The 25,896-nt window shown below is 43.1% G+C and carries 22 protein-coding genes, 1 pseudogene and 1 other annotated feature; of the genes and pseudogenes, 4 read left to right on the top strand and 19 right to left on the bottom strand.

Annotated elements, in window-relative coordinates:
- Positions 1-253: 253 nt before the first annotated feature.
- The 10 genes from hisS to CSV73_RS06115 form a co-directional block, all read right to left on the bottom strand.
- Complete coding sequence (gene hisS / locus CSV73_RS06165; protein WP_099626881.1) at positions 254-1,516, bottom strand: histidine--tRNA ligase; 1,263 nt, start codon at positions 1,514-1,516, stop codon at positions 254-256.
- Between the two features lie 74 nt (positions 1,517-1,590).
- Positions 1,591-1,809, bottom strand: a binding site (T-box leader).
- A 238-nt stretch (positions 1,810-2,047) separates the two neighbouring features.
- Positions 2,048-2,488 (bottom strand): D-aminoacyl-tRNA deacylase, encoded by a 441-nt coding sequence (gene dtd / locus CSV73_RS06155; protein ID WP_099626879.1) that lies wholly within the window; start codon positions 2,486-2,488, stop codon positions 2,048-2,050.
- 15 nt (positions 2,489-2,503) lie between these two features.
- Positions 2,504-4,702 carry a RelA/SpoT family protein gene (locus CSV73_RS06150; RefSeq protein WP_085130995.1) on the bottom strand — a complete coding sequence of 733 codons (2,199 nt, stop codon included), beginning with the start codon at positions 4,700-4,702 and terminating at the stop codon, positions 2,504-2,506.
- Positions 4,703-4,851: 149 nt separating this feature from the next.
- Positions 4,852-5,364 (bottom strand): adenine phosphoribosyltransferase, encoded by a 513-nt coding sequence (locus tag CSV73_RS06145; RefSeq protein WP_085130996.1) that lies wholly within the window; start codon positions 5,362-5,364, stop codon positions 4,852-4,854.
- Positions 5,355-7,472, bottom strand: coding sequence for a single-stranded-DNA-specific exonuclease RecJ (recJ, locus tag CSV73_RS06140; RefSeq protein WP_255407851.1), 2,118 nt, complete (start codon positions 7,470-7,472; stop codon positions 5,355-5,357). The genes CSV73_RS06145 and recJ overlap by 10 nt, the downstream gene beginning before the upstream one ends.
- Before the next feature lie 118 nt (positions 7,473-7,590).
- Positions 7,591-9,474, bottom strand: coding sequence for a group II intron reverse transcriptase/maturase (gene ltrA / locus CSV73_RS06135; RefSeq protein WP_483315706.1), 1,884 nt, complete (start codon positions 9,472-9,474; stop codon positions 7,591-7,593).
- A gap of 709 nt (positions 9,475-10,183) precedes the next feature.
- A complete protein-coding gene (locus CSV73_RS06130; RefSeq protein WP_233191814.1) occupies positions 10,184-10,483 on the bottom strand; it encodes a single-stranded DNA-binding protein in 300 nt (99 codons plus the stop codon).
- A 1,566-nt stretch (positions 10,484-12,049) separates the two neighbouring features.
- The gene (locus CSV73_RS06125; protein ID WP_099626875.1) at positions 12,050-12,409 is read right to left on the bottom strand and encodes a LapA family protein; all 360 of its coding nucleotides are present in this window, start codon (positions 12,407-12,409) and stop codon (positions 12,050-12,052) included.
- Between the two features lie 73 nt (positions 12,410-12,482).
- On the bottom strand, positions 12,483-14,750 hold the full coding sequence (gene secDF / locus CSV73_RS06120) for a protein translocase subunit SecDF (RefSeq protein ID WP_099626874.1): 2,268 nt from the start codon (positions 14,748-14,750) through the stop codon (positions 12,483-12,485).
- A 130-nt stretch (positions 14,751-14,880) separates the two neighbouring features.
- On the bottom strand, positions 14,881-15,192 hold the full coding sequence (locus tag CSV73_RS06115) for a post-transcriptional regulator (RefSeq protein ID WP_158232293.1): 312 nt from the start codon (positions 15,190-15,192) through the stop codon (positions 14,881-14,883).
- Between the two features lie 131 nt (positions 15,193-15,323).
- On the opposite strand from CSV73_RS06115, the gene CSV73_RS06110 reads away from it, so the two are divergent.
- On the top strand, positions 15,324-16,841 hold the full coding sequence (locus CSV73_RS06110; RefSeq protein ID WP_099626872.1) for a putative polysaccharide biosynthesis protein: 1,518 nt from the start codon (positions 15,324-15,326) through the stop codon (positions 16,839-16,841).
- On the opposite strand, the gene CSV73_RS06105 is transcribed toward CSV73_RS06110, so the two are convergent.
- The 7 genes from CSV73_RS06105 to CSV73_RS06075 form a co-directional block, all read right to left on the bottom strand.
- Positions 16,835-17,473, bottom strand: coding sequence for a DUF421 domain-containing protein (locus CSV73_RS06105; protein ID WP_099626871.1), 639 nt, complete (start codon positions 17,471-17,473; stop codon positions 16,835-16,837). The genes CSV73_RS06110 and CSV73_RS06105 overlap by 7 nt on opposite strands.
- 108 nt (positions 17,474-17,581) lie before the next feature.
- Positions 17,582-17,845 (bottom strand): preprotein translocase subunit YajC, encoded by a 264-nt coding sequence (gene yajC, locus CSV73_RS06100; RefSeq protein ID WP_085133532.1) that lies wholly within the window; start codon positions 17,843-17,845, stop codon positions 17,582-17,584.
- 50 nt (positions 17,846-17,895) lie between these two features.
- A complete protein-coding gene (tgt, locus tag CSV73_RS06095; protein ID WP_085131003.1) occupies positions 17,896-19,035 on the bottom strand; it encodes a tRNA guanosine(34) transglycosylase Tgt in 1,140 nt (379 codons plus the stop codon).
- The gene (queA, locus tag CSV73_RS06090; RefSeq protein ID WP_099626870.1) at positions 19,036-20,088 is read right to left on the bottom strand and encodes a tRNA preQ1(34) S-adenosylmethionine ribosyltransferase-isomerase QueA; all 1,053 of its coding nucleotides are present in this window, start codon (positions 20,086-20,088) and stop codon (positions 19,036-19,038) included.
- Positions 20,089-20,106: 18 nt separating this feature from the next.
- Positions 20,107-21,105: a Holliday junction branch migration DNA helicase RuvB gene (gene ruvB, locus CSV73_RS06085; RefSeq protein WP_099626869.1), complete on the bottom strand. Its 999-nt coding sequence runs from the start codon at positions 21,103-21,105 to the stop codon at positions 20,107-20,109.
- 19 nt (positions 21,106-21,124) lie between these two features.
- Positions 21,125-21,730, bottom strand: coding sequence for a Holliday junction branch migration protein RuvA (gene ruvA / locus CSV73_RS06080; RefSeq protein ID WP_085131006.1), 606 nt, complete (start codon positions 21,728-21,730; stop codon positions 21,125-21,127).
- A 615-nt stretch (positions 21,731-22,345) separates the two neighbouring features.
- Positions 22,346-22,912, bottom strand: coding sequence for an NADPH-dependent FMN reductase (locus tag CSV73_RS06075; RefSeq protein ID WP_099626868.1), 567 nt, complete (start codon positions 22,910-22,912; stop codon positions 22,346-22,348).
- Positions 22,913-23,068: 156 nt separating this feature from the next.
- Between CSV73_RS06075 and CSV73_RS06070 the strand changes: the two genes are divergently transcribed.
- Positions 23,069-23,692 carry a hypothetical protein gene (locus CSV73_RS06070; protein WP_099626867.1) on the top strand — a complete coding sequence of 208 codons (624 nt, stop codon included), beginning with the start codon at positions 23,069-23,071 and terminating at the stop codon, positions 23,690-23,692.
- A gap of 332 nt (positions 23,693-24,024) precedes the next feature.
- Here CSV73_RS06070 and CSV73_RS16930 read toward each other — a convergent pair.
- Together CSV73_RS16930 and CSV73_RS16925 are read right to left on the bottom strand one after the other, a co-directional pair.
- Positions 24,025-24,141, bottom strand: a pseudogene (locus tag CSV73_RS16930) (DUF6366 family protein); the annotation flags it as partial.
- 86 nt (positions 24,142-24,227) lie between these two features.
- A complete protein-coding gene (locus tag CSV73_RS16925; protein WP_099626890.1) occupies positions 24,228-24,314 on the bottom strand; it encodes a nucleotidyltransferase domain-containing protein in 87 nt (28 codons plus the stop codon).
- A gap of 450 nt (positions 24,315-24,764) precedes the next feature.
- On the opposite strand from CSV73_RS16925, the gene tatA reads away from it, so the two are divergent.
- Together tatA and CSV73_RS06050 are read left to right on the top strand one after the other, a co-directional pair.
- A complete protein-coding gene (gene tatA / locus CSV73_RS06055; protein ID WP_085131009.1) occupies positions 24,765-24,965 on the top strand; it encodes a twin-arginine translocase TatA/TatE family subunit in 201 nt (66 codons plus the stop codon).
- Positions 24,966-25,039: 74 nt separating this feature from the next.
- A complete protein-coding gene (locus CSV73_RS06050; RefSeq protein WP_085131010.1) occupies positions 25,040-25,879 on the top strand; it encodes a gluconate 2-dehydrogenase subunit 3 family protein in 840 nt (279 codons plus the stop codon).
- Positions 25,880-25,896 lie beyond the last annotated feature (17 nt).

Here is a 25,896-nt window from a genome sequence, read left to right as displayed (position 1 = left end):
TTTTCTTTAGAATTCATGTGAGTCCTCCTTGGTTGTAATTAGGGGTCAAGCCCTCAATGCCTTGACACCCCCGAATCATACCAAGGGGACTTTTCTATTTCAATAGGGCTCCACTAAACAAACAGGAATGCTCCCGGAGGATCAGCCCGACAGGTGAGACAACCAAAGGAAGCGTAGCGACCTGGTTGGCTCACCGCGGGCCCTCGGGAAAGCGTCCCCTCTGGAGCGCAAATCCCACACCCTATCTATGCACTTACTTCTCCAATTCCCCAATCAATTCGTCAACCGTAACCTTTTTCTGTTCTCCGCCCGCCATGTTCTTCAGCTGAACGACGTTTTCGTTCACTTCGTCTTCGCCGATGACGATGACGTAGTTCGCTTTCAAGCGGTCAGCGGACTTCATTTGGGCCTTCATCTTGCGGTCCATGTAGTCCATCTCGCTGCGTAAACCATTCTCGCGTAGTTTGCCGAGAATCTCGAAGCCTTTTTCTCGTGCTACGTCGCCAAGTGTGACGATGTAGACGTCGAGTGACGGTTCGTCCGTAAAGGACTTTTCTTCTGCTTCAAGTGCTAACAAAAGCCGCTCGATGCTAAGAGCGAAGCCGATACCCGGTGCTGGAGGACCACCGATTTCTTCAGCGAGTCCGTTGTAACGCCCGCCACCACATAGTGTCGTGATCGCGCCAAAACCTTTGGATGTGCTCATGATTTCAAATGCAGTGTGGTTATAGTAATCCAGTCCACGGACAAGATTGGGATCGTATTCGTACTCGATGCCTGCGATGTCCAAGTAGTTCTTCACTTTTTCGAAGTACGCGCTCGATTCTTCATTGAGATAATCCGCGAGTGAAGGCGCTGTTTTCATCAATGGATGTTCTCTATCCACTTTACAATCCAAAATTCGTAATGGATTTTTCTCTAGACGGTTTTGGCAGTCCGAACAGAATTCCGCAATATTTGGGCTAAAGTGTGCAATCAGCGCTTCTCGGTGTGCATCGCGTGATTCTTTGTCGCCAAGTGAATTTAGTACCAGTTTGATATCCGAAAGACCTGTCTTCTTATAAATATTCATTGCCAACTCGATTACCTCTGCATCGATTGCTGGATCATCACTGCCGATTGCCTCTACGCCAAATTGGACGAATTGACGGTAACGGCCAGCTTGTTGACGCTCATAGCGAAACATCGGACCTGTGTAGTATAGCTTCACGGGCTGATCTGCGTAGCCAAACATTTTATGTTCGACGAATGAACGCACGACTGGCGCTGTACCTTCTGGACGCAATGTCATCGAGCGATCTCCTCGATCCGTGAATGTGTACATCTCTTTTTGCACGATATCTGTCGTATCACCGACTGTGCGCTGGAATAATTCGGTTTGTTCGAAAATCGGTGTGCGGATTTCCTTGTAGTTGTAAACGTCACAAATCGAACGAGCGATCTTTTCAACGCGCTGCCATTTCCAAGAAACATCAGGAAGAATATCCTGCGTACCGCGGGGAACTTTAAAATTCATTAGTAAAACTCCTTTCGATTATCTAATAACGGGCGAACTTTCTGAGAACACAAAAAAGCTCCCATCCCTAATAAAACAGGGACGAGAGCTTGTAGCTTCCGCGGTTCCACCCAAATTGACACAAAAGTGCCCACTCGAATCCGGATAACGGCCGGTTCCGTCCACGCCTACTAATTTCAGCATGAATCCTCCGTGGTGTTGTTCGCTTTACGGTTCTGTCAGGGAATTTCAGCCAAGTTCCCCGTTCTCTTTCCAGCCTATAGTAAAGGTATTTTCCACATCATCGGTGTGTGAATTAATTCGATTACTATCTATGTTAGTCGTAACTGCTACTACTGTCAACTTCTTTAGTGAATTATATATGTTGGTCAGCACTAGCAAATGCTCATTCAAAACATTTATCCGCTCTATTAACATCCATAAGCGCTCTATGAAACGTCCTAACCGCTCTATGGCACCTGGTATCCGCTCATAGACCTACGTCAAGCGCTCTATCACGACCCACATCCGCTCATAGACGCACCACTTCACTTACCTAGACTCAATCATCAATGTCACAGGACCATCATTCGTCAACTGCACGTCCATCGTGGCACCAAATTGGCCTGTTTCAACATAAAGTCCAAGACTGCGCAGTTGTTCATTGAAGTATTCCCACAACGGTTCTGCCACATCAGTTTTGGCCGCCTCGATAAAACTTGGACGGCGCCCTTTTTGTACGTTGCCATACAAAGTAAACTGAGATACGGACAAAATCGCGCCATCGATTTCTTTGATTGAACGATTCAATTTTCCTTCATCGTCTTCATAGATACGCAAGCCAGCAATTTTATTCGCAATATACGTGGCGTCTTGTTCGGTATCGTCATGTGTGATGCCGACAAGCAACACATAGCCAGTTGAAATGGAGCCTGTAATTTCTCCGCCAACTGTTACGGAAGCGTCTTTCGCACGCTGTAATAAAACTCGCATGTTCACATCTCCTAATTAGTTCATAACTCGTTCTACAGAATAAACGTCTTTGATTTGTTTGATTTTATCGACGGTGCGTTGCAAATGCGCGATGTTTTGGATTTTAATCGACATATGGATATGGGCGATATCATCCTTGTCTGCTTTGCCACTCACTGCGGTAATTGGCGTATTCATATCGGCGACGACCATCATCACTTCATTGAGTAAACCTTGTCTATCGAATGCGGAAATTTCAATATCGACTTGGAATTCTTTGCGAACTTGATCGTCTTGCAATGCCCAGTGGACTTCGATAATACGTTCTTGCTGTCCTTGTTCAGACAATACGTTTGGACAATCGGTACGGTGCACGGAAACGCCACGGCCACGTGTAATGAAACCGACAATTTCATCGCCGGGTACCGGGTTACAGCACTTCGAAATACGGATCAGCATATTGTCAATGTCTTTGACGATCACACCTGATTCCGTCTGTTTTTCCGGCTTTGGCGCTTGAATTTCTGAGACGATTTTATCAATCGTTTCTTTCTTCACGCGTTCTTTGCGCATTCGCTCAGCTAGTCGATTGACTACTTGTTGCGCGGTAATGCCACCGGAACCGACTGCAGCATAAAGGTCCTCTTCAGAAGTGAAACTGAATTTTTCAATGGTACGCTGCATATTTTCTTTACTCAACGCTTCCTTGATATCATACTCTTCTTCTTTCAGTTCCTTCTGAATCATCTCGCTACCTTTGTCGATGTTCTCGTCACGCAATTGCTTTTTGAAATATTGGCGGATTTTATTTTTCGCTTGTGAGGTATGCGCTAATTTTAACCAATCACGGCTTGGACCAAATGACTGTTTCGAAGTTAGAATCTCGACGATATCACCTGTTGATAATGACGAATCAAGCGGCACGATTTTACCATTCACTTTAGCCCCGGTCGTCCGATTCCCAATTTCGGAGTGGACCCGATAGGCAAAGTCGATCGGTACCGATCCTTGCGGCAATTCGACAACATCTCCGTCCGGTGTAAACACATAGACCATGTCCGAAAATAAGTCAAACTTCAATGATTCCATAAACTCCTGTGCATTAGAAGATTCATTTTGAATTTCCAAAATCTCACGGAACCATGTCAATTTCGAATCAATATCACTCGCTAGTTTCGCGACTTGTTTACCTTCTTTATATGCCCAGTGAGCAGCCACACCAAATTCTGAAATCCGGTGCATCTCTTCTGTCCGAATTTGTACTTCGAGTGGATCTCCTGCAGGTCCGACAACAGTCGTATGGATAGATTGATACAAATTTTGTTTCGGCATGGCGATATAATCTTTGAATCGTCCCGGCATCGGCTTCCATAATGTATGAATGATTCCAAGCGCCGCATAGCAATCCTTAATGCTCTTCACGACAATACGTACCGCCAGTAGATCATAAATTTCATTGAACTCTTTTTTCTGGATAACCATCTTTTGATAAATAGAATACAAATGCTTCGGTCTACCATGAATTTCTGCAGCGATACCCATTTCATCCAGTTCGACACGCATCTGATTCATGACGTCTTTCAAATACTGTTCGCGTTCTGTCCGCTTTTGCTTCATCAAATTGACGATACGATAATATTGTTGCGGATTGGAATAACGCAACGCAATATCTTCCAGTTCCCATTTAATCGTGGAAATTCCGAGGCGATGAGCGAGTGGTGAGAAGATCTCCAACGTTTCTTCCGATACCCGGCGTTGTTTCGCTGCCGGGACATGCTTCAATGTCCGCATATTATGCAATCGATCCGCAAGTTTGATTAAAATGACACGGATATCCTGCGCCATCGCAATGAACATTTTACGGTGATTTTCCGCTTGTTTTTCTTCATTGGATCTGAATTTTAATTTGTCGAGCTTTGTTACGCCATCAACGAGCATGGCGACTTCATCACCGAATTCACGAATAATATCTTCGCGGCTAATTTCCGTATCTTCCACCACATCATGTAGAAAGCCCGCTGCGACCGTTTCCGGATCCATTTGAAGACCCGCCAAAATTCCTGCGACTTGAATCGGATGGTTGATATACGGTTCACCTGAAGTCCGAAACTGCCCTTCGTGCGACTTTTCAGCCATCACATATGCCCGCCTGATGAATTCGACGTGTTCTTCGTTCATATATTTGGAGACCAAGTCGTATATGTCTTGTTCTGTCAGGTCTTGATTTTTCGCCATTGACTTACCCCTTTCAGCCTATTCTGTAAATATTTAGACAATAGTTTTTAGTAGTATATGTATATTATCACCTATATGTAAAGCGAATCAAACTCAGCGCCTATATTTATATAGCAAGAATCCTCCGCATTAAGCGAAGGATTCTCCCATCAGTACGTAATTAATGCCTTGATGTTTTCATTCGTCAACTTTTCGCGACCGTTCAAGTACGATAGTTCGATCAAGAATGCACAGCCAGCTACAACGCCACCAAGTTTCTCGATCAATTCGACTGTTGCGCCGACCGTACCACCAGTTGCAAGTAAATCATCGACAACGAGTACGCGTTGGCCAGGCTTGATAGCATCTTTATGGATCGTTAACTCATCTTGTCCATACTCTAAGTCATAAAATACCGAGATCGTTTCGCGTGGTAATTTACCTGGCTTACGAACCGGTGCAAAACCGATTTCAAGTGCATAAGCAACAGGACATCCGATGATGAAACCGCGTGCTTCTGGCCCCACGATGATATCTACGTCCAATCCCTTCGCATACTCAACAATTTGGTCTGTCGCATATTTATATGCTTCTCCGTTATCCATGATCGTCGTGATGTCTTTAAAGCTGACACCCGGCTTTGGATAATCGTCTACAGTCGTTACAAACTTTTTTAAGTCCACAGTTTTTCCTCCTCAACAGCATCTGTCTCACGCAAAGAGTCGAATACTTTCTTCAAGTCCTGATACGGAGCATAAAGCAACAACTCTTCCAGTTTGATCTGCTGTTGGCGTTTTTTATAAGATGGCGCTTCTGCCAAATCTCGTTTGCCGGCAGAAGTAAGCATCGTCACCTTACCATTCTCTAGTGTAACAAATTCCAGTTCATAAAACACTTTTGTCATAAACTTTATCACATCTTTTTTCCAACCTTTATGTTTGGAAAGCATATCGATTTGATTGTGTATATCAAATGTCTCACGCTTTTTCAAAAAGCTGTAATACCAACCAAATTGTTGGCGATCTGGCATCTTTTCGAAGTACATCGAATCATGCACATGCAGATGAAGATATACTCGGTCGGCACGCGTCTTTTCCATCACTTGTTTCAACTGTTCTTCAGCCTGAGGCATATCGAGCAATACAATAGCTGAAGAAAGACGAAGTTCGTCGCGTCCAATGAAAGCAATTGGACTATCTTTAAAGAACGGAGCGAAATGTTGGATAGCTTCTTCACTGAACGCAATAAATTGGGCTTGATCCGGAATCAGCGGCAACCATCTAGCTGGCTCTCGGATTCCACGGTAATCGAACAACTGCCACTCGTCACATTTCACATCTTCGACAAGTAACTGCGCTTTTTTGTTCCCGTTCCATTCATTAATTTGCAAATCACCCGTCAAACTAAGCTTACTTTGCGGTGCCATTTCGTCTGCCAATGCCCCGGCTCCGAAGTAGATTGCATCTAGACGTTCAGTATGGTCGCCCATTTCAAGCTTCAAATGATCTTTCGCTGTACCGATTTTACGGACAGATATCGTGTCGAGCCGCTCCAATAAGAAAACTGGCTTCGGGAATCCCATTCCAAACGGTCGGATTTTCTCGAGCGCTTCGATTGAGGCGATATCAATTTCATCCAGCGCAAGCGGCACATCGATGGATAAAATAGGCTGTAAATCCTCTTCCGTCAATACTTCCTTCGCCTGTTCATTCAAATTCGAACGCAATAATTCAACGTCCTCTATTTTCAATGACATCCCAGCAGCCATCGCATGCCCTCCGAAATGTGGCAGAATTGACGCATTCTTCGATAATTCTTTATATAAATCAAAGCCCTCAATACTACGCGCAGAACCTTTCGCCATTCCTGTTTCATGGTCGATCGACAAAATGATGGAAGGACGGTAGTATTTCTCCGTCAGTCTCGATGACACGATGCCGACGACACCCGGATTCCAGCCTTCCCCTTCTACGACTAGCACGTGAGGAACTTGATCGCCATAACGGATTTCCACTTGCTCTTCCGCTTCCTTTGCGATTTCTTTCACTAATTGTTGCCGTTCTTTATTCAAATCATTCAATTCTTCTGCAATTCCGAGTGCTTGTTGCTCATCTTCTGCCTTTAATAAATCAACTGCTGGATCTGCATCGCCAAGTCGGCCCGGTGCATTCAGACGTGGACCGATCGTAAAGCCGATCGTTTCTTCCGATAAAGCATTTTGTTCATGACCGCTCACTTGCATCAACGCCTTAATTCCAGGACGTTGCGTGCGGCGCAATCTACGGATGCCTTCTTTCACCATATAACGATTTTCATCTTCTAGCGGTACTAAATCCGCTATCGTACCAATGGCAACGAATTCTAGCAAGTCGAGTGGCGGCTCTCCAAGTAAAGCAGAGGCTAGTTTGAACGCTACACCGACACCTGCAAGTTCTCCAAATGGATAATTGCCATCGGGATGACGTGGGTGGATGACCGCATCCGCGTCAGGCAAGACGTCACCCATTTCGTGGTGGTCCGTCACGATGACCGACAGTCCAAGCGACTTGGCGAAAGCGATTTGTTCAATGCCTGAGATTCCGTTGTCTACTGTGATCAAGACTTCTGTGCCTTCTGTATGTAGTTGTGCAAAGTAGTCGCTGTTCGGTCCGTAACCGTGTTCAAAACGGTTCGGGATGGCGAAGTTCACTTTTGCACCAAGACGTTCGAGCGCTGTCAAGAGCACTGTGACACTTGTTACGCCGTATAGTGATAGGTAAGCTTTTGAGTTTATCGCCAGCTTTTCCCCCACTTCACACCGTGCGTGAGACTTTCACCTCACACGGCGTTCTATCGAAAAATTTCAAAACTTTGGTAATCTACATAACTTAACAGAATTCACTTGTTCGTTTGTATGTCTAATCGTCCAATTAGATAGTTAATTGCTGTAGTTCCAATTTCTTTCGTAGCGTATTTATTTTATTCAGGCTTTGTGAGTTGGTTAGTAACTTTTTATACTTTGAGATTATTTCTTCATCTATTGCGTGAATTAAAATGTGGATTTCCTTATCAACGAGACAGAGGTTGTTATATTGGTCAGTACCACCTTGCAACCGTGGTACTTTATGATGGCAATGAATCGTCATCGGGTTTAACATTTGCCCAGTTACATGGCATTTTCCTCTTTGTGCACTGTATAATGCTATACGGTTATCGTTGTACTCTATACTTCTCTGGGGAATTGGATGCTCCATCAGAAATCGAAGTATACTGATATCAACAGTTATCAGGTTTTTATGAATTTCTACTCTACCTTCTTTTGTATATGCATTTACTGCGTTACGCTTCATCATTGGATTCTTATGTTTAATATATCCAATTGGAAGGAGCGGATCTCGTGATATAAATCTTAATTGTTTGCTCTTTCCGTATTCTTTCTTAATGAAATCAGATGTTATCACACCTGTTTTCTTAATTCGCCTTTTCATACGATGGTCTTTCATACATGCATTTACTTCGTATGCAATGTTCCCCATATCTTCGGAAATCATTGTAGCGGTACGGAAATATTGATGAAGTCCTATTACAGTTGAGTTGTAGAGTGCTATTTTTCTTGCTTGATCGTTAACACCGCTATCATATCGAATACCATTTATGATTTGCTTCAAGTTTTTCTTTGTGCGTTGAACTGCTTTGTCGCACATATGACTTTTCACAACCCATTTTTCACCTTTTGGAATTAGCTTCATTTTAAACCCGAGAAATTCAGAATAATCCTTTTTGAGATTCACTATTTTTGATTTGTCTTCGCTTATTTCTAAACCAAGTCTTTCTTTCAGCCATTTTTGTACTGCGGAAAATAATCGTTTGGCGTGATTAGGATTACTGCAAAAGATTTTGAAATCGTCTGCATATCGAACAATATAACATTCTTTTAGCTTAGATTTCCTAAGCACCCTGTACTTGTAACCTTTATCTGCGTGATTATTTTTCTTGTAATGGTATTGCAGATAATCCTTTTGAGTAGGAATATCCTCCCATTGGCTTTCAATCCAACGGTCAAGTTCATTTAGAACAACATTAGATAGCAAAGGAGATAGGATTCCACCTTGTGGCGTACCTTTATCATTCTCAATGATTCGACCATTTGGCAACTTAATTTTAGCTTTAAGCATTTTTGAAATGATAGTGAGTAAATTCTTATCTTGAATGCCCATTGCCCACATCTGTTTTAGCAACTTGGAGTGAGACACGTTATCGAAGAATCCCTTTATGTCTATATCGATTACATATGACATTTTTGAATTCTGCATAAGACGATAACTTTGAGCTATCGCATTCTCTACTGAGCGGTTCGGTCTAAATCCATGACTTCTTCCGGAGAATTTTGCTTCCACTATGGGTTCAAGAATTTGCAATATACATTGTTGGACTATCCTATCCCAGATAGCGGGAATTCCTAAAGGTCTAATTTTTCCATTTGGCTTTGGTATTTCCACTCGTCTAACTGCTTTCGGTTTATAATCTCGCAGTTTGTTTCTAACAAAACCTACAAATTGCTCCTCGGTCAGCTTGGATATATGATAGATTGTTCGACCATCCACGCCAGCCGTTTTGCTACCTGTATTTTTCTTAATGTTTCGATACGCCAACTTAATGTTTTCAACTGAACTAATTATGGACATTAAGTTTTTGAAAGAACTGCTATTGTTGCTTTGTTCATACAACATGTCAAATGTATCTTGCATGTGGTAATACTCTGCGTTTCTAAGCTTGGACTTTTTAACATGTTTAACGATTTGTGAATTTGCCACAGACATCAACCCCTCTCTCAAGTGGTGATTCTTTTAGTCATACTCGAATCTGTGTCTGTTATGCATTTATAAGTCTTTGAAATATCCGACTAGAGCCTATCCCTCCACCACTTATTATCATGGTTTCAAAGGTACTATGGCTCCACTCTCACGAAAGGTAAATCAGTTTTAATAGGTCGCCCTTTTATCTACTGAACTGCTTCTCAGGTAGGTTAATACCTCCGCATCCTTCGCTTTCCACGTTCCAATTTCTTTATCCTTACATATATCTTTAGGTTTCTCCTATGGTCCTGCATGCTTGAGCTTGCCTGTAACAAGCTATGGATTTTCATAACGCCAGATTTTTACTCATCCACACATGCGATGGCACTACCACCTATCACATTTCTGTGACAACTACGTCTAGACCCGTACATTCAGAGATTCGTCAGTGCTTGTTCAGCACATTCTAACCATAGATACTTTATGGACTCCCGGCGTATGGGACACACCATCCACCTCTGGACAGCTTTCGTGTCAGGTACTCGCTATGCTCTCCCTAACTTACGGTATCTCTCTGCCGACTTCACCGAGCTTCATACCTTTCTACTATAACCTTAGAAAAGGCATGTCGGAGTATCAGAGTAGGCATTTCAAGGCGTTACCCCATCATTCTACCTATCAAGAAATCAGTTCTCCCAGGATTTCTCCTAGTGTCTAAGCTTTTCACTTAGAAACGTGTCGCACCCGCATCATAATCTCCAAAAATTGTAATTTGCTGTTGTGTGTCGATTGCATGTTGGATGCAATCGACGGCTTCTTGCATGTCATGTAATAAAAACGGGTCATGTAAGTTGGACTCGTCCATGTGCAGATACGCGTTTGCTTGTTCGCTTGTCGTGATTCCGCGTGCGACAAGTATTTTTGTCAGCATCGTGGAAAGCTTCAAGTCCTTTGCGAGCTGGTTGACGAGTTCTTCATCTGGCCGATCGATTTGCCATCTTTTTTTTGATTGTATCAATGCTTTCACATCCTCTGTTCTTATTATAGCTAATGAAGATGGAGACTGAAAGGAAACGGGATGGAAAGATGGGGAGTAAGAACAGCATAGCATCGTTTTCTTCCTATAAGACCTGCAGAGGTAGTTGATATAAAGAGTGAGAGATAGCAGTTAGCGTCATAGGCATAGTAGGCCGTTGCTCGAGTGGGCGAATTTGAGAGTGCTGTAGTTGTCCTTGCACTACTGAGTGGTCATGATGTAGATTGTGGTTCTAGCAAAATAAGAAATTTTGTACATTACTTAACAGAGAAATCCTTATGGCAGAGCGACTACACGGCTGCCGGTCTTGCTCACTTTTTGTTGGGGACGTGGCTCGACTGATTATCTGGTACTAAAATTAGCAAGTGTTCACTTTCTGGACCCACGCAGGCACGTGGGGGATTGCCTACAGCCATGAGCCAGCTGGCGATAGGGCTGCCAGTTGTCTCATGGCCACGGCCTACCCCGCAGTTGTGCCTGTGCTACTGTGGGGTAATGAATTAGTTCGTGTTTCTAGCAAAAAGAAAATCAGTGACATTGTGATAGCTATCATGCATTTCTTGCTCACTTTTTGTTGGGAACGTCGCTCGACTTATTTTTGGATTCTGTAGTTAGCAAGTGTTCACTTTCTGGACCCGCGCAGGCACGTGGGGGATTGCCTAAAGCCATGAGCCAGCTGGCGATAGGGCTGCCAGTTGTCTCATGGCCACGGCCTACCCCGCAGTTGTGCCTGTGCTACTGTGGGGAAATGAATTAGTTTGTGTTTCTAACAAAGAAAAACTAGCGACATTGTGATAGCTATCATGCATTTCTTGCTCACTTTTTGTTGGGTACGTCGCTCGACTTATTTTTGGATTCTGTAGTTAGCAAGTGTTCACTTTCTCGACCCGCACAGGCATGTGGGGGATTGCCTACAGCCATGAGCCAGCTGGCGATGGGGCTGCCAGTTGTCTCATGGCCACGGCCTACCCCGCAGTTGTGCCTGTGCTACTTTGGGGAAATGAATTAGTTTGTGTTTCTAGCAAAGAGAAAACCAGTGACATGGTGATAGCTATCATGTATTTCTTATTCACTTTTTGTTGGGTACGTCGCTCGACTTATTTTTGGGTACTGAAGTTAGCAAGTGTTCACTTTCTGGACCCGCGCAGGCACGTGGGGTAATGAATTAGTTCGTGTTTCTAGCAAAAAGAAAAAAAGCGACATGGAGATAGCTATCACTTGTTTCTTGCGAGTGAAGTGTATAAACTGCACTACACACTATCTAGCGAAGGCGCCTGCTGTGGTAGGCGAAGCAAGGAGCCACCAGCGACGTAGTGGGGACAATAAGCATTACACTTACATTGCCAGCAAAACCACAAACTCCTAACAGAACTACAATTCGACAAGCACTTAAGCACTAAATCGATTAAAAACAACTACCAGCACTGCCCTAAACACTTTCCAACGAAGGCCATCCCCTGCCACTTCTTACTTCCCAACTAAAAGCACATTAAAAGAAACAACAGCAAAAAAGCCACAACAAGTCGCTAAGCACGACTCACTGCGGCAATTCACACGCTAATAAACTTCCCTCGGTGGAACAATCTTCGCCTCAACCAACGGCGCCTTCATCAACACATCGATTCGTTCTTCCATCTCTTGCATCTGCCTACGTTGCGCAGTCAATTCCTTCTCCTTCAAATGCATCTGCTTCTCCAACTCTTTGACACGTCGTCCACTTCTATACGACTTGTAAATAGCAAAGAAACCACTAATAATCGCACCAAGCAACGCTGACCCAAGAATAATTAATACAAGTGGAATCATCGTCGTACCAAAGAAATAATTAACCGGTACAGATTCTACATTAAATACAGCAAACAATGCGATGAACACAGCAAATAACAAACCAACTAGAACAGTCCATTGAAACTTCATGTGTTCCATTCCTCCATTCAAAAAAAGCAGGATATACCGAAGTATACCCTGCTTTCACTATAGTTCAAACGTATTACACAACAGGTTCGTCTGAGCCCCATTGTTTTTTCTCTTTATCTACTTTTATTCCGCCATTCTTCGAAATTTGCTTTCTCTTTAAGTCGAACCAAAGTTGAGCAGAGATGAAGATGGAAGAATACGTACCTGCAAGCAAGCCGATTAATAATGCGATCGAGAACGGTCGAATTGATTCTGCACCGAGTGCCATCAATGCCACTACGACGAAGACTACAGTCAGAACTGTGTTAACCGAACGGCCAAGCGTCTGTCGCAATGATTTATTGACAATCGTTGCCAATTCACCTTCTTCGCTAATATGCTTCGAGCGATTCAAGTTCTCACGTATTCTGTCAAAGGTAACGATCGTATCGTTGATGGAGTAACCGACAATCGTCAATACCGCCGCAATGAAAGTGATGTCTACTTCGAGTCGTAAAATACTGAAGACGGCTATCATGAAGAATGCGTCATGCAGTAAACCAATAATCGCCGCCAGACCCATGCGCCATTCAAAACGTAACGCTACGTAGATGATGATCCCAAGAGCCGCAACCGCAAGTGCATAAATCGCATTACGCACGAGCTCTTTACCTACCGTATTGGAAACTGTTGAAACGTTCGGCTCTGCACTGAATGTTTCAGATAACTCTTTTTTGATTTTGTTGACTTCTTCTTGTGAGAAGTCTTCTTTATATCGTGCAACCGCAATGTTCTTTTCATCGCCTGAAATGACGACGTCCGACGTTGGGTGGCCAATATCTTCAAGAAGTTTCGTTACTTCCGTCTCATCGAGCTGTTGTTCAGCTAGCATTTCCACACGTGTACCACCGGAGAAGTCGATTCCCAAGTTGAGCTTGAAGACACCTAGCATGATCGCACCGACAATTAACAAGACGATAGAAAGTGCATAGAAACGTCTTCTTGAATGAACGAAATCGAAACGATCGAATTTTGTTGTGAGATCTAGCGTTTCATAGCCTTCATCTGCTGAATGAAGATGTTTTTTGTTCAATCCGAACCAGCCAACTTTATTATCGAGGTATCCGCTGTGAACGAGTAGTCCAAGCAATAGACGAGATCCCCAAACGGCTGTTAGGAAACTGACCAAAATACTGATAATGAGCATCGTCGCGAAACCTTTAACTGAGCTTGTACCAAAAATGAACAATACAACTGCTGCAAGGAGTGTCGTGACGTTCGCATCGAGTATTGCAGCGAACGAAGACTTCGCTCCGGCCGTGAAGGACGTTTTAACCGATCTTCCGACACGTAATTCTTCTTTGATCCGCTCATAAGTGATGATATTGGCATCGACTGCCATACCGACTCCGAGCATTAATGCCGCGATACCAGGTAGTGTCAACACACCATTGATTAATGTGAACACTAGCAAAATCAAAAAGATATAAACAGATAGAGTGACAACTGCCACAATCCCTGGCAAACGGTAATAGAATGCCATAAATATAAAGATTAAGCTGATGCCGACAATTCCAGCAAATATCGTTTTATCTAGTGCTTGTTCACCAAACTGTGCACCGACAGAAGTCGAGTAAATTTCCTCTAAATCAACAGGTAATGCACCGGCGTTCAAAATACCAGCCAAGTTTTTCGTCTCTTCAATAGTGAAGTTACCTGAGATTTCGACATTTGAAGAGTTAATGGTGTTAGCAACATACGGAGCCGAGATAAATGCGGGTTCCGGTTTTGCAGCTTCTTCCGCAAAGGAATTTTCACCTTCAATGAAATCCAACCAAATAACTAGCACGTTGTTCGGCTTCATTGCTGCAATTTCAGATGTAACTTCTCCAAATTTATTTGGATCTTTCATTTCCAATGTAACAACAGGGTTGTTATTTTCATCGAAATTGGCTTTTGCTTTACCTGCTTTCAAATCATTTCCGTCGAGCATCAATTCGTCATCCGCATTACGGAAAGAAAGATTGGCTTGAGTGGATAATAATTCGCGAGCAGTTTCCTGATCTTCTACCCCAGCAAGCTGAACTCGGATTCGGTTGTTTGATTCGATTTGAATGCTGGGTTCATTTACACCGAGCACGTCAATACGATTCGTCAATGCGCGGGCCGTATCGGCAACCGTCGACTCCGTAATCTTTTGTCCTTCTTTCAATGGTTTCACTTGGTAAAGAACCTCGAAACCACCTTGCAAATCAAGTCCTAGCTTGACATCTTTTAAAATGGGACTCGTCGTAGAAAATATCGTTGATGCCAAAATGACGATAAGCAGCAAAAACGCGACGATCCTTCCTCTGTTTTTCATATTTCCTTTTCCCCCTCATATACTAGAGCGGCATAGCACCTGTTATGTACTTTCTTCTCTCATTGTACAACATACCAATTATGAAACAGTAGGTTGTCCGTGTCAAATACTTCATGATAAGAATTGCAAATCAATCCATTTTTTTGGGCGAAAATAGCACAGACCATTCTTCTTTACTCAATTCCAATACATCTTCACTGTTCCGTTGGGCTTCTGTTTGCGTATGGGTCATGAACTGTGCCGCAGTAATTGCCAAAACATCAGAAATCAATTCATACGAACGCATCGCAGAAATTTCTTTTTTCCGCCACTTCTTCTCCACCAAATAGTTCAGTAAATCTTCTTCCGTAATCTCCGAGTAGCCGTAAAACGTCAATTCTTGCTTTTTGCTTTCTAGTGCAGGGAGCAACTGTCTGTATAAGTCTGTCAACTGTTGATCCAATGCCACTTCCCCCCTCGTGAATAGTTCCGGAATAAACTTAATTATATCACATACACTTAACTATATTTGGGTTTTGCACAAGCATTCGTATTATATCCGAAAACGGGGCAAATCAGAAGGAGTGGTGTAGGGTGTCATCATTTATTCGGGGGACGATCTTTTTGATGGCGGCCGTGTTTTTATCAAAATTACTCGGCTTCGTCTATCGAATTCAATTTATGCGGGTTGCAGGAGAGGAAACAGTCGGGATCTATATGACCGCATACCCGGCGTTCGTCTTTTTCCTCTCGTTAGTACAGCTTGGCGTACCCATTGCGATTGCGAAGGTCATAGCGGAAATAAAAGCACAAGGCGGCACGGTACAATTACGACAAGTTATGAAAACCGCCACATTTATCACCATTTTATCCGGTGCCGTTTTCATTCCAGCGTGTATTCTGTTCATCCCTTTTCTAGCGGAGACGTTACTCGGTAACAGCGCAACATCCACTGCCTTATATGTAGCCCTCGCCATCGTACCTATCGCCTCAATTGGCGGATTAATCAGAGGGTACTTCCAAGGGATTTCACGTATTGAAGAAACGGCATGGGCACAAGTCATCGAGCAAATCTTCCGTATTTTATTGATCACTTGGATGCTGCCGTACATTCTGGCTCCGGAAGATCCGATGATGAATGCAGCGTATGCTATGGCTGTCACATTCCTCGCTGAAGTTGTATCAGTTCTCTATCTTCTATACAAATACCGGCAGCAACAAAAGAAAGAACCGAAACCACAGAAAAAACAACCGCGATATCCGATGGAGCCCATCCTTGAGGTGGCACTTCCTTCGTCAGGCAGTCGTTTATTTGGGACCTTCACTTGGTTCCTCGAGCCCATCATCTTTTTACGCGCCCTCTCCATGGCAGGCGTTGGAACGGTAGCGGCGACATCATTGTATGGAGTAATTTCTGGTGTGCTTATTCCGTTATTATTGTTTCCCGCATTCATTCCGTATGCATTATCCGTCGTGCTCGTCCCAGCGGTCAGTGGTGCAGCGGCTTCTAGCAACGTCAAAAAGTTGCAAGAACGCATTCATTTAGCATTGCGTTTATCCGCTTTAACGGGTGCATTTGCGGCTACTGTATTTTATATGCACGGGCAAGCACTTGCAGAAAAGCTGTTCCACATTGTAGATGGCGGCAGCTATATGACATTGCTTGCGCCCATCTTCTTCTTTTATTATATACAAAGTCCACTCTATTCGATTTTGCAAGCGACAGGCGATGCGAAAGCCGGCATGATGAACTCGGTCTACGGAGGGATCGCAAAACTTGCGGTGATGTTCATCTTGGCTTCGCAACCAGGACTTCAAGAAACTGGCGCGGTTCTCGCAATCGGCTTCGGTGTACTCGTGACATCTTTCTTGCATATTGCCACGCTACGGCAAAACAAATCGACCGCCACAGGGTTTTCGATGTTCGCCATGACCTATATCGTATTCTTGCTGACCGTCGTCATCCGTCCGATTTTCATTCCTATCGGCTCGCATCATCTATTTGTCGAATGCGCCATTACGTCCGGCGTGCTGTTCGCTTTATTATTACTAACCAGACAAATCAAAACGCAGGACTTTGTCATGCTACGTAATTTAGTCAAACGCTATTGATCTTGTGTCAGTTGGACTCTTATTTCACCTTGTTCATACGAGCAATAGAAAATCTTGTTCAAATCGGTGATGTTTTTAGCACGTAACTCCTGTAGCAACCAATCTTCCGTCTTGCCAATCAACTTTAGATGCTCCGGTTGAATATCGCCGTCAAGCACTAGTCCGACAATCGGTAAGTCACCGTCTTTTGTGAATACAGATAAATTCCCGGAAGATTCGAGATACGCAAACGTCACATTATGGATTGACCCGACTTGATTCTCCCGTAATTGTTGAAACAAGTCGTCGAGATTATAACGTTGTTTACGCATTTCATGTTGTTGGATTTCTCCATGTTTAATAATCAACGTCGGATCTCCATCGACTAGGTCACGAAACTTCTTACTCTTCAATGAAATCATCGACGAAATATATTGAATGACCAGCAAAATAAGTATAGGAAGGATTCCTTTGATAATGGGTTTGTCGGGAGATTCTACAATCATCGCAGCTACTTCCGCCATAATAATGAAAACGACGACATCAATAACGCCCAATTCACCAACTTCTCGCTTTCCCATAATACGCAATATCACAAGAAGAAAAACATATAAAAATACCGTACGTAATCCGATGATGAGTAACTCGTGCACAGCATATCTGCCTCCTTCACACCTAGTGTGCCGGCAGATCTTTTTTCTATACGTGACAAAACAAAAAAGCGGCAATCTATGGATATACCACTAGATAACCGCTTTTTATTATGACGCTGTTACGACTCTGCCTACTGCTTGCTTGTCAAAACGCAAAACTGTAGTGTCAGATACACGTAAGAAAATAGACGTTTCATCTACTGCATCCACAGTTCCGTGAATACCGCCGATTGTAACCACTTCGTCTCCACGCTTTAAACTAGATTGCATCTCTTTCGCTGCCTTCTGTCTCTTTTGAGCAGGACGAATGAGTAAAAACCACATTATAGCTACCATGATTACTAGTGTGAAAATACCACCGTATTGTTCCATCATTATATATTTTCCCCCTTCCTGAAGCATCATTTTTTATTATACAAGATTTAAAAGTTTTTTGCATTCGGTTTATTAAAGCCGTATTGCTCAAAAAACTCTTCACGAAAATCACCGAGACGATCTTCACGTATGGCCTGACGTACTTGCTCCATTAAGTTAAGCAAAAAGTGCAGGTTATGATAAGACGTCAAACGTATACCAAAAGTTTCCCCCGCACGAATTAAATGTCGAATATATGCACGACTATAGTTTTTGCACGCATAACAATCACAGTTCGGATCCAGTGGACCAAAATCTCTTTCGTACTTCGCATTTTTGACAACTACGCGACCTTCACTTGTCATCAACGTACCATTACGTGCAATACGCGTCGGCAAGACACAGTCGAACATATCGATTCCGCGGATTGCACCGTCTATCAAGGAGTCTGGAGATCCAACACCCATCAAATAACGTGGCTTATCTTGCGGAAGCAAAGGTGTCGTGAACTCCAACACATTATTCATAATATCTTTCGGTTCTCCGACTGACAATCCACCGATTGCGTAGCCTGGGAAATCCATGGATACTAAATCACGTGCACTTTGCTTACGAAGATCTTCAAACTCTCCACCTTGTACGATACCAAATAATCCTTGATCTAAAGGACGCCCGTGCGCTTCTAGACAACGTTCTGCCCATCGTGACGTACGCTCAACACTTGCTTTCATGTACTCATGCGTCGCAGGAAATGGAGGACATTCGTCAAATGCCATCATAATATCGGCTCCAAGATCGTTTTGGATTTCCATCGCTTTTTCCGGACTCAAAAACAGCTTATCTCCATTGATATGATTACGGAAATGAACGCCTTCTTCTTTAATATCACGGAATTTACTAAGTGAAAACACTTGGAAGCCGCCTGAATCAGTCAAAATGGGGCGATCCCAGTTCATGAACTTATGTAATCCGCCCGCTTCTTTAACGATTTCATTACCTGGACGCAACCATAAATGATACGTGTTACTTAAAATAATGCCTGCACCCATTGCCTTCAATTCTTCCGGAGCCATTGTTTTGACCGTAGCTTGTGTTCCGACTGGCATGAAAGCAGGTGTTTCAAATGAACCGTGTGGCGTATGGACAATTCCAAGTCGCGCACCCGTTTGTTTACATGTTTTGATGTGTTCGTACGTAATAGCTGCCAATTAATCTCGTTCCTTTCTTGTAGCAGGGCGGATGAACATCGCGTCCCCAAAACTGAAAAAGCGATACTGCTCTTTCACTGCTTCGTTATATGCATGCATAACCTGATCGCGTCCAGCAAATGCGGATAACAGCATCAATAGCGTGGATTTCGGCAAGTGGAAATTCGTCACGAGGCCGTCAATCGCCTTGAACGCATACCCTGGATAAATAAAAATTGAAGTCCAACCGCTTGCCGCGACTACTTCTCCATTATTCTCTGAAGCAATGGTCTCAAGCGTCCGAGTAGATGTCGTACCGACCGCTACTACATTGCCGCCACTAGCTTTTGTCTCCCGAATAAGTGCCGCCGTTTCTTCTGTCATAACATAATATTCTGCATGCATTGTGTGGTCTTCAATTGAATCCACACTAACAGGACGAAATGTACCGAGTCCTACATGCAACGTAATGAAAGCGATCTGAACGCCTTTTTCACGCAGTGCATCCAAGATTTCATCCGTAAAATGCAAGCCTGCTGTAGGTGCCGCCGCAGAGCCGCGCTCTTTTGCGAAAACCGTTTGATAGCGCGACTGATCTTCTAATGTTTCCGTAATATATGGTGGTAACGGCATCTGTCCAAGTTGATCGAGCAACTCATAGAAAATACCATCATAACTAAATTTGAACTCACGCCCACCTTGCTCGCCAAGTGCTGTACATTCAGCCTGCAACAAGCCGTCGCCAAACGTCACGACCGTCCCCACTTTTATACGTTTCGAAGGCTTGACCAGTGTTTCCCAGCGGTCATCACCTGTTTCTTTTAACAACAACACTTCAATCGTCGCGCCAGTTTCTTCTTTCGTCCCGATCAAACGCGCCGGTAATACTTTTGTATCGTTTAACACTAGCAAATCCCCAGATTCTAGTTCATCCACTAAATCACGAAAATACTTATGTGTCACGATACCGTTATCGCGTCCCATAACGAGTAAACGGCTCGCTGTGCGATCCAAAAGTGGTGTTTGGGCAATTAAATGTTCCGGTAAATCAAAATCAAAGTCTTCTACTTCCATCATGCTAACTCCTATCTGTCATTCAGGAAGCGGATAGCCGAAATGCTCGTAAGCCTTTTCCGTTGCCATCCGACCTCTTGATGTACGTTGAATAAATCCCATTTGTAATAAATACGGCTCATAGACGTCTTCGATTGTCACTGACTCTTCGCCAATACTCGCAGCGAGTGTATCGATACCAACTGGACCGCCACGGAATCGTTCGATCATGCTATGGAGCAACTGATGGTCGATTTGATCGAGTCCATGGTGATCCACTTGCAGCATATCAAGCGCTTCTTGTGCAATCGAAAGCGTAATGACTCCATTGCCGCGTACTTGTGCGTAATCGCGCACTCTTCGCAGTAAACGATTTGCAATACGCGGAGTTCCACGAGAGCGTTTTGCCAGTTCCACAGCTGCCTGCGGATCGATGTGCACGTCAAACAAATTCGCACTTCGAATGACGATCTCTGTCAATGATTCCACTTCATAATATTCCAGTCGAAGCGGTACACCGAAGCGGTCACGAAGTGGTGCAGACAATGCCCCTGCACGCGTTGTCGCGCCGATCAGCGTGAAAGGCGGCAAATCCAGTCGCACAGAACGCGCAGTCGGACCTTTTCCGACCATAATATCGAGACAAAAATCCTCCATCGCCGGATACAGCACTTCTTCAATTGCCCGGTTTAGTCGGTGGATTTCATCGATGAATAAAACATCGCCCGGTTCCAATGAAGATACCACTGCCGCCAAGTCACCGGGACGTTCAATTGCAGGACCGCTCGTCATGCGGACATTGACACCCATTTCATTGCCTATGACCGTAGCGAGCGTCGTCTTTCCAAGCCCAGGAGGACCATACAGCAAAACATGATCCAAACTTTCTTCCCGTTTCTTTGCCGCCTCGATAAAAATCGATAAATTATCTTTTGCTTGCTGCTGACCGATATATTGTTGCAATAATTGCGGGCGTAATGATTGTTCAAAACTATCATCAAAATCGGTCGCCTCATTCGTCAGTATGCGTTCATCCATTGGAACCACCTCCATCGTATTAGCCTTGTTTCAATAGTAATTTTAACGCCAGTCGCATATAGCCTTCTGTATCGAGTTCTTCTTTCTCGAGTTTCGGCTTCACTTTCTTCAGTTCGCGATCAGAATAACCAAGCGCAGTCAACGCTAACATTGCTTCATCGAGCTCATCACTTTCAGTAAGTGTCAAGAGCGTGTCCTCGGAATCCGGCAAATCAATTTCCGTAAATAGATCATGAAGTTTGCCTTTTAAATCCAAAATCATCTGACGCGCTGTCTTCTTGCCGACACCCGGAAATTGCACAAGGAATGCTTCATCTTCACGCTCAATCGCACTCACTACTTGAGAAGGCAAGCCGTTCGCAAGAATTGCGAGCGCGCCTTTAGGACCGATTCCCGAAACGGTAATCAGTTTACGGAACAGTTCACGTTGTTCCAGCGTCTTGAAGCCGATCAATAACTGCGTATCTTCACGCACATGCAAATACGTGAACACTTGCTGCACCTCGTCGGTTACGTGGAACGCAAATGGATTCGGCGTCATAACTTGCCAACCGATTCCCGATTGCTCCAGCACAACATATTCTGGTGTCACGCGTGTCACATGGCCTTTTATGTAATCGTACAAAATATTCTCCCCCTAAAGTATACCTGCTATTATAGCATACGAACGGGTTTTCTACTTGTACGACCTTCGAAAATTTGCATAAATAAAGTGGTGAGAGAATTTGTGAGTGTGATGGGATGGAAGCTCCAGTTGGGGACGCTTTCCTGAGGGCGTGGCCCGAGCCGCTTCCCTCACTTCGTTCAGTCCAGGGTCTCGAACTCACGCTGACCCTCCAGGAGTCGCCCCAACTTCCGCTTCCATCCTACGTTGATAGTTGTGTTACTTAGGTCAGTCACTGTAGTTAGTGTGTGAATTATTGTAATGTCTCAATTTATATAGATTCAAGTACTAAAGTTCAAAGCCTATTACAACACTTATTTCATTGCACAACGAAAAGTATTTACCACTTACATTGCAAGGGTTTGGCGCGTACGAGAGGCGACTCCCAGAGGATCAGCTCGACAGTTGTCTCACCGCGGGCCCTCTAGGAAAGCGTCCACTCCGAAGCACCAATCCCCATCCCCAACACCTCTGCCAGCCTTTTGTTTTCTTATCGCATACTATTTCGCATCAAAAAAGAGCTGTCCAAGTCGTCATTTAAAATAATGACGACTTGGACAGCAACATTCATCCTACTTATGCGTGTGCGATTGCTTGTTGTTTCTTATGGAATGCGATGAAATTTTGTACTACAGTATCAAGGAATGCGATTGTAGCTTCATCTGTAATATTTCCTTCTTCATCCATTTTTGTGTGAACAGCACCGATATATACTTCGTTGCCCGGCAACAAGTTTGGCGCTAGTGCCGGGTTAGAAAGAATTTCGCGTAAGTGGATCTGTGCTCTCACTGAACCGAAAACTCCCATTGATGATCCAACAATAAAGCCTGTTTTGCCGTGCAACGTAAAGTCCCCGCCACGTGACAACCAATCCAACGCATTTTTCATTGCGCCCGGAATAGAGAAGTTATATTCAGGTGTCGCGAACATCACTGCGTCTGAATCTTTGACATCAGCTTTAAATGTTTGTACGGCTACAGGTGGTTCGCTTTCAATATCAATAGAGAACATTTCTAAGTCATTAATGAGAACCGGTGTAATTTCCAATTCCTCTTTATAACGCTCAGCCATAAATTGTACTAACTTTAAATTGTATGAAGTGGAACTTGTACTTCCGATTACCGCTTTGACTTTAATTGTCATAATGAAAATCTCCCTTGTATTTAATATCTGCAGGTTTTATCATAGCGCTTGCCTATTTTTATTTCTAATGATTTGCTTAGCTTGTGAAACCTTCAACGTCGTTTAAACGTATATATATAAAGAAGTTCTGAGGCCCATTCTAAAGGAGGTTGTCATATGCAAAAAATCATATACGCAAGCTTTGCTATGTCACTGCTACTTGTCGGTTGTAATTCAGAAGCCGAAAAACCTACTAAAGAAGTGAAGCCATCCGCTGAAACACCTGTTGACATAGCGCCTGAAATACCTACTGCGTTGCCTGACCGCGAACCAACGATGGATGTTGTTCTATCTGTTGAAGGTGAAGACTCCACTATCACAATGGACCTCGTCGAAGGCAGCAATGCCGTGTACTCGCTGTACATCGATCCAGCATACTATACGTTTGAAAACGGTGAGAAAGAAGACAAGCTCAGTCCTATTGTCGCAATCCCTACTGATTATCCTGAGGTGAATATGACATTTCTATACGTCGAAGATCAAACGCCAGAAAGTGTAAAGGAAGATATGAAACAGGAATACAGTATGCCGCTTGAGGAAAAGACTATTTCCACACCAGTAAACGCCCTTTCTTTGCATGGAACTGCAGGAAAAGAACCGGATAGCGAAGTCGTGACGATCTTTATGATGGAAGTAGATGGTGGGACATTGCTCATAAAAGAGAACTACTTCCTAGAAGCACAAGAAGGTCATGGTGCACGATTTGAACAAATGTTGGAGACGCTAGAAGTGCGTAAATAGTAAAAAGCAGGTGATGGAATTTTTGACCTCTGTAATTGATTAGTACACATGAAAGCTACTACCTAAATAGTCTTCATTTCACCATAGAACGAAGACTTTTTAGGTAGTTTAGTTGACAGCAAAATGAATTAGCTTTTACATATACTATTTATCAACCCACTCTTCAAGGATACATAGAAAACGTTTTCTGCCCGATCACAAAATTCAACTTCTTTTATCGAGACAATCTAGCTTCAGCAATACCAACTCTACTCGCGAAAGCTCTTTCATGAAGGTTTTCTCTCCGATGAACTACATGAGTGCTATACAAACCATTCGTTAAAAGCACCCGATTAGCGAATGAAAATAGCATATATAATAGAGCCTATTATTAATAAAAGAATCAACAGACCAGTACCTTTCCAACTTAAGTCACCTACTAAATCAGAAAGTACGCTTCCATGCATACTGCTAGCTGGATGCTTTCACTCCTTCTGCCTTATCCTTTCACGTCTTTCTTCAGGAGTTTCATTATCTTTACTCATTTTATCACTCCTTATATTTCTTTATTACTGAGATATGCCAGATCCCTATCACTATCTACATGGGTCGTTCCTTCCGTATATGAACCGAATAATATGATGAAAGCCGGATTGAACTTCTATGCACTATTATTAACTAAAAGATTTCTCACTTCATCTCTATACATCCTCATTACCTTCCTTAGAAGAAAACTTCAAATCGATACATCATTTCACCCTACGTTTGATTGCTCATACTAATCATGATAGTCATGACCATTGTATTGGTGAAAATTCACAGTTCGGATTAGTAATTCGTCGTCTGTAACGTTGCGACTACACCGGACTCTATGCCCATTTCGAAATGTTCCCATTATAGCATTTAGTACGATTATTTAATTTATTCATATAATAAATTTGTCTAAAAAAGGTTAGTAAAATTACTTTGCATTTTTTGTCGAATAACACTATCATATATGAGGGCCAGAATTCCCTTACGAATTTAGCAGACTAGCTAGAGCTCTACCAATACATTGTAGATATGTAAAGTTAATGTAAAAGGAGGGAGTTATTTGAGTTTAGCATCGATCGGTGTACCAGGATTAATAATTATATTAGTAATTATTTTAATTTTATTTGGACCACGAAAATTGCCTGAAATTGGTTCCGCTGTCGGGAAAACGTTAGCAGAATTTAAAAAGGCAACAAAAGACATTTTAGAAGACGACAAAGACAAGAAAACTGAAATAGAAAAGTCTGAGTCAATAAAGTAAGTAGACGGTGCGATTACACTTGCCTCGGCAAAAGTCGCCACATTTCATGACAAATGTGAAGGAGGAACTAAACTATGACAAATAATAAAAATCCCAATCAAGATACTCAAGATTTAAGTCGAAGAAAGTTTTTGAAGAGTGGCGGTCTTGTCGCTGGTGGACTTTTAGGTGGCTCTCTCTTTGGTGGTTTGCTAACGAATCAGTTCCAAAAAGGTACAAAGGAAGAAGCAACACCACAAGCGAGTAAACAAGTTACGTTTGATGCGCGTACGTTTTTCAGTCGAAATGAAGACTTTGCGTTGCTATCTGCTGCAACAGAAAGAATTTACCCAGAGAATAAAAATGGAATGGGTGCAATCGAACTAGGTGTGCCGTATTTCATTGACCGTCAATGTGCAAGTAACTGGGGAAGAAATGCGAATGATTATATGCACGGTCCTTTCCCATCGATTGTAAAAACTGACGTTTATCAAGAAGAAAAACGACAAAATAACGAAGTGATTACATCGTCTTCCGTTGTGAAAATACCAGCTGGAACGGCTAACTATCAAACAAAAATGACAAGAGGTACATTTTTCCTTGAAGGCATTAACGCAATGGAGCAAACTGCACAAGATAAATTTGATGATCGATTTGTTAATCTAGAACCTGAACAGCAAGATGAAATTTTACAAATGTTTGAAAAAGGTGAAGTGAAGTTCAGTGGAGTAGATTCTTCAGATTTCTTTAAGTTGTTACGAAAAACAACGATCGAAGGCGTCTATGCAGATCCTGTTTACGGTGGAAATCGTAATATGGAAGCTTGGAGAATGAAAGAATACCCTGGGCCAATCATGAGCTTTTTAGATAAAATCGAAGAAGAAGAGTTTATTGTAATGGAGCCTTCAAGTTTACGTAATTACCAAGGGCTTTAATTTAGGAGGACGCATAA

This window comes from Sporosarcina sp. P1 (genome assembly GCF_002743155.1).
GTDB lineage: Bacteria > Bacillota > Bacilli > Bacillales_A > Planococcaceae > Sporosarcina > Sporosarcina ureae_B.
Note: the sequence above shows the minus strand (reverse complement) of the source record. Positions and strands in the feature narration are given on the sequence as shown.

Excerpts from the sequence above, each read along its gene's own strand:
- CSV73_RS06070 (WP_099626867.1), top strand. The coding sequence starts at position 23,069 with ATGCAAAAAATCATATACGCAAGCTTTGCTATGTCACTGCTACTTGTC.
- queA (WP_099626870.1), bottom strand. The coding sequence starts at position 20,088 with ATGGAAGTAGAAGACTTTGATTTTGATTTACCGGAACATTTAATTGCC.
- secDF (WP_099626874.1), bottom strand. The coding sequence starts at position 14,750 with ATGAAAAACAGAGGAAGGATCGTCGCGTTTTTGCTGCTTATCGTCATT.
- hisS (WP_099626881.1), bottom strand. The coding sequence starts at position 1,516 with ATGAATTTTAAAGTTCCCCGCGGTACGCAGGATATTCTTCCTGATGTT.
- CSV73_RS06075 (WP_099626868.1), bottom strand. The coding sequence starts at position 22,912 with ATGACAATTAAAGTCAAAGCGGTAATCGGAAGTACAAGTTCCACTTCA.
- CSV73_RS06050 (WP_085131010.1), top strand. The coding sequence starts at position 25,040 with ATGACAAATAATAAAAATCCCAATCAAGATACTCAAGATTTAAGTCGA.
- CSV73_RS06150 (WP_085130995.1), bottom strand. The coding sequence starts at position 4,702 with ATGGCGAAAAATCAAGACCTGACAGAACAAGACATATACGACTTGGTC.
- dtd (WP_099626879.1), bottom strand. The coding sequence starts at position 2,488 with ATGCGAGTTTTATTACAGCGTGCGAAAGACGCTTCCGTAACAGTTGGC.
- yajC (WP_085133532.1), bottom strand. The coding sequence starts at position 17,845 with ATGGAACAATACGGTGGTATTTTCACACTAGTAATCATGGTAGCTATA.
- CSV73_RS06125 (WP_099626875.1), bottom strand. The coding sequence starts at position 12,409 with ATGAAGTTTCAATGGACTGTTCTAGTTGGTTTGTTATTTGCTGTGTTC.
- ruvB (WP_099626869.1), bottom strand. The coding sequence starts at position 21,105 with ATGGATGAACGCATACTGACGAATGAGGCGACCGATTTTGATGATAGT.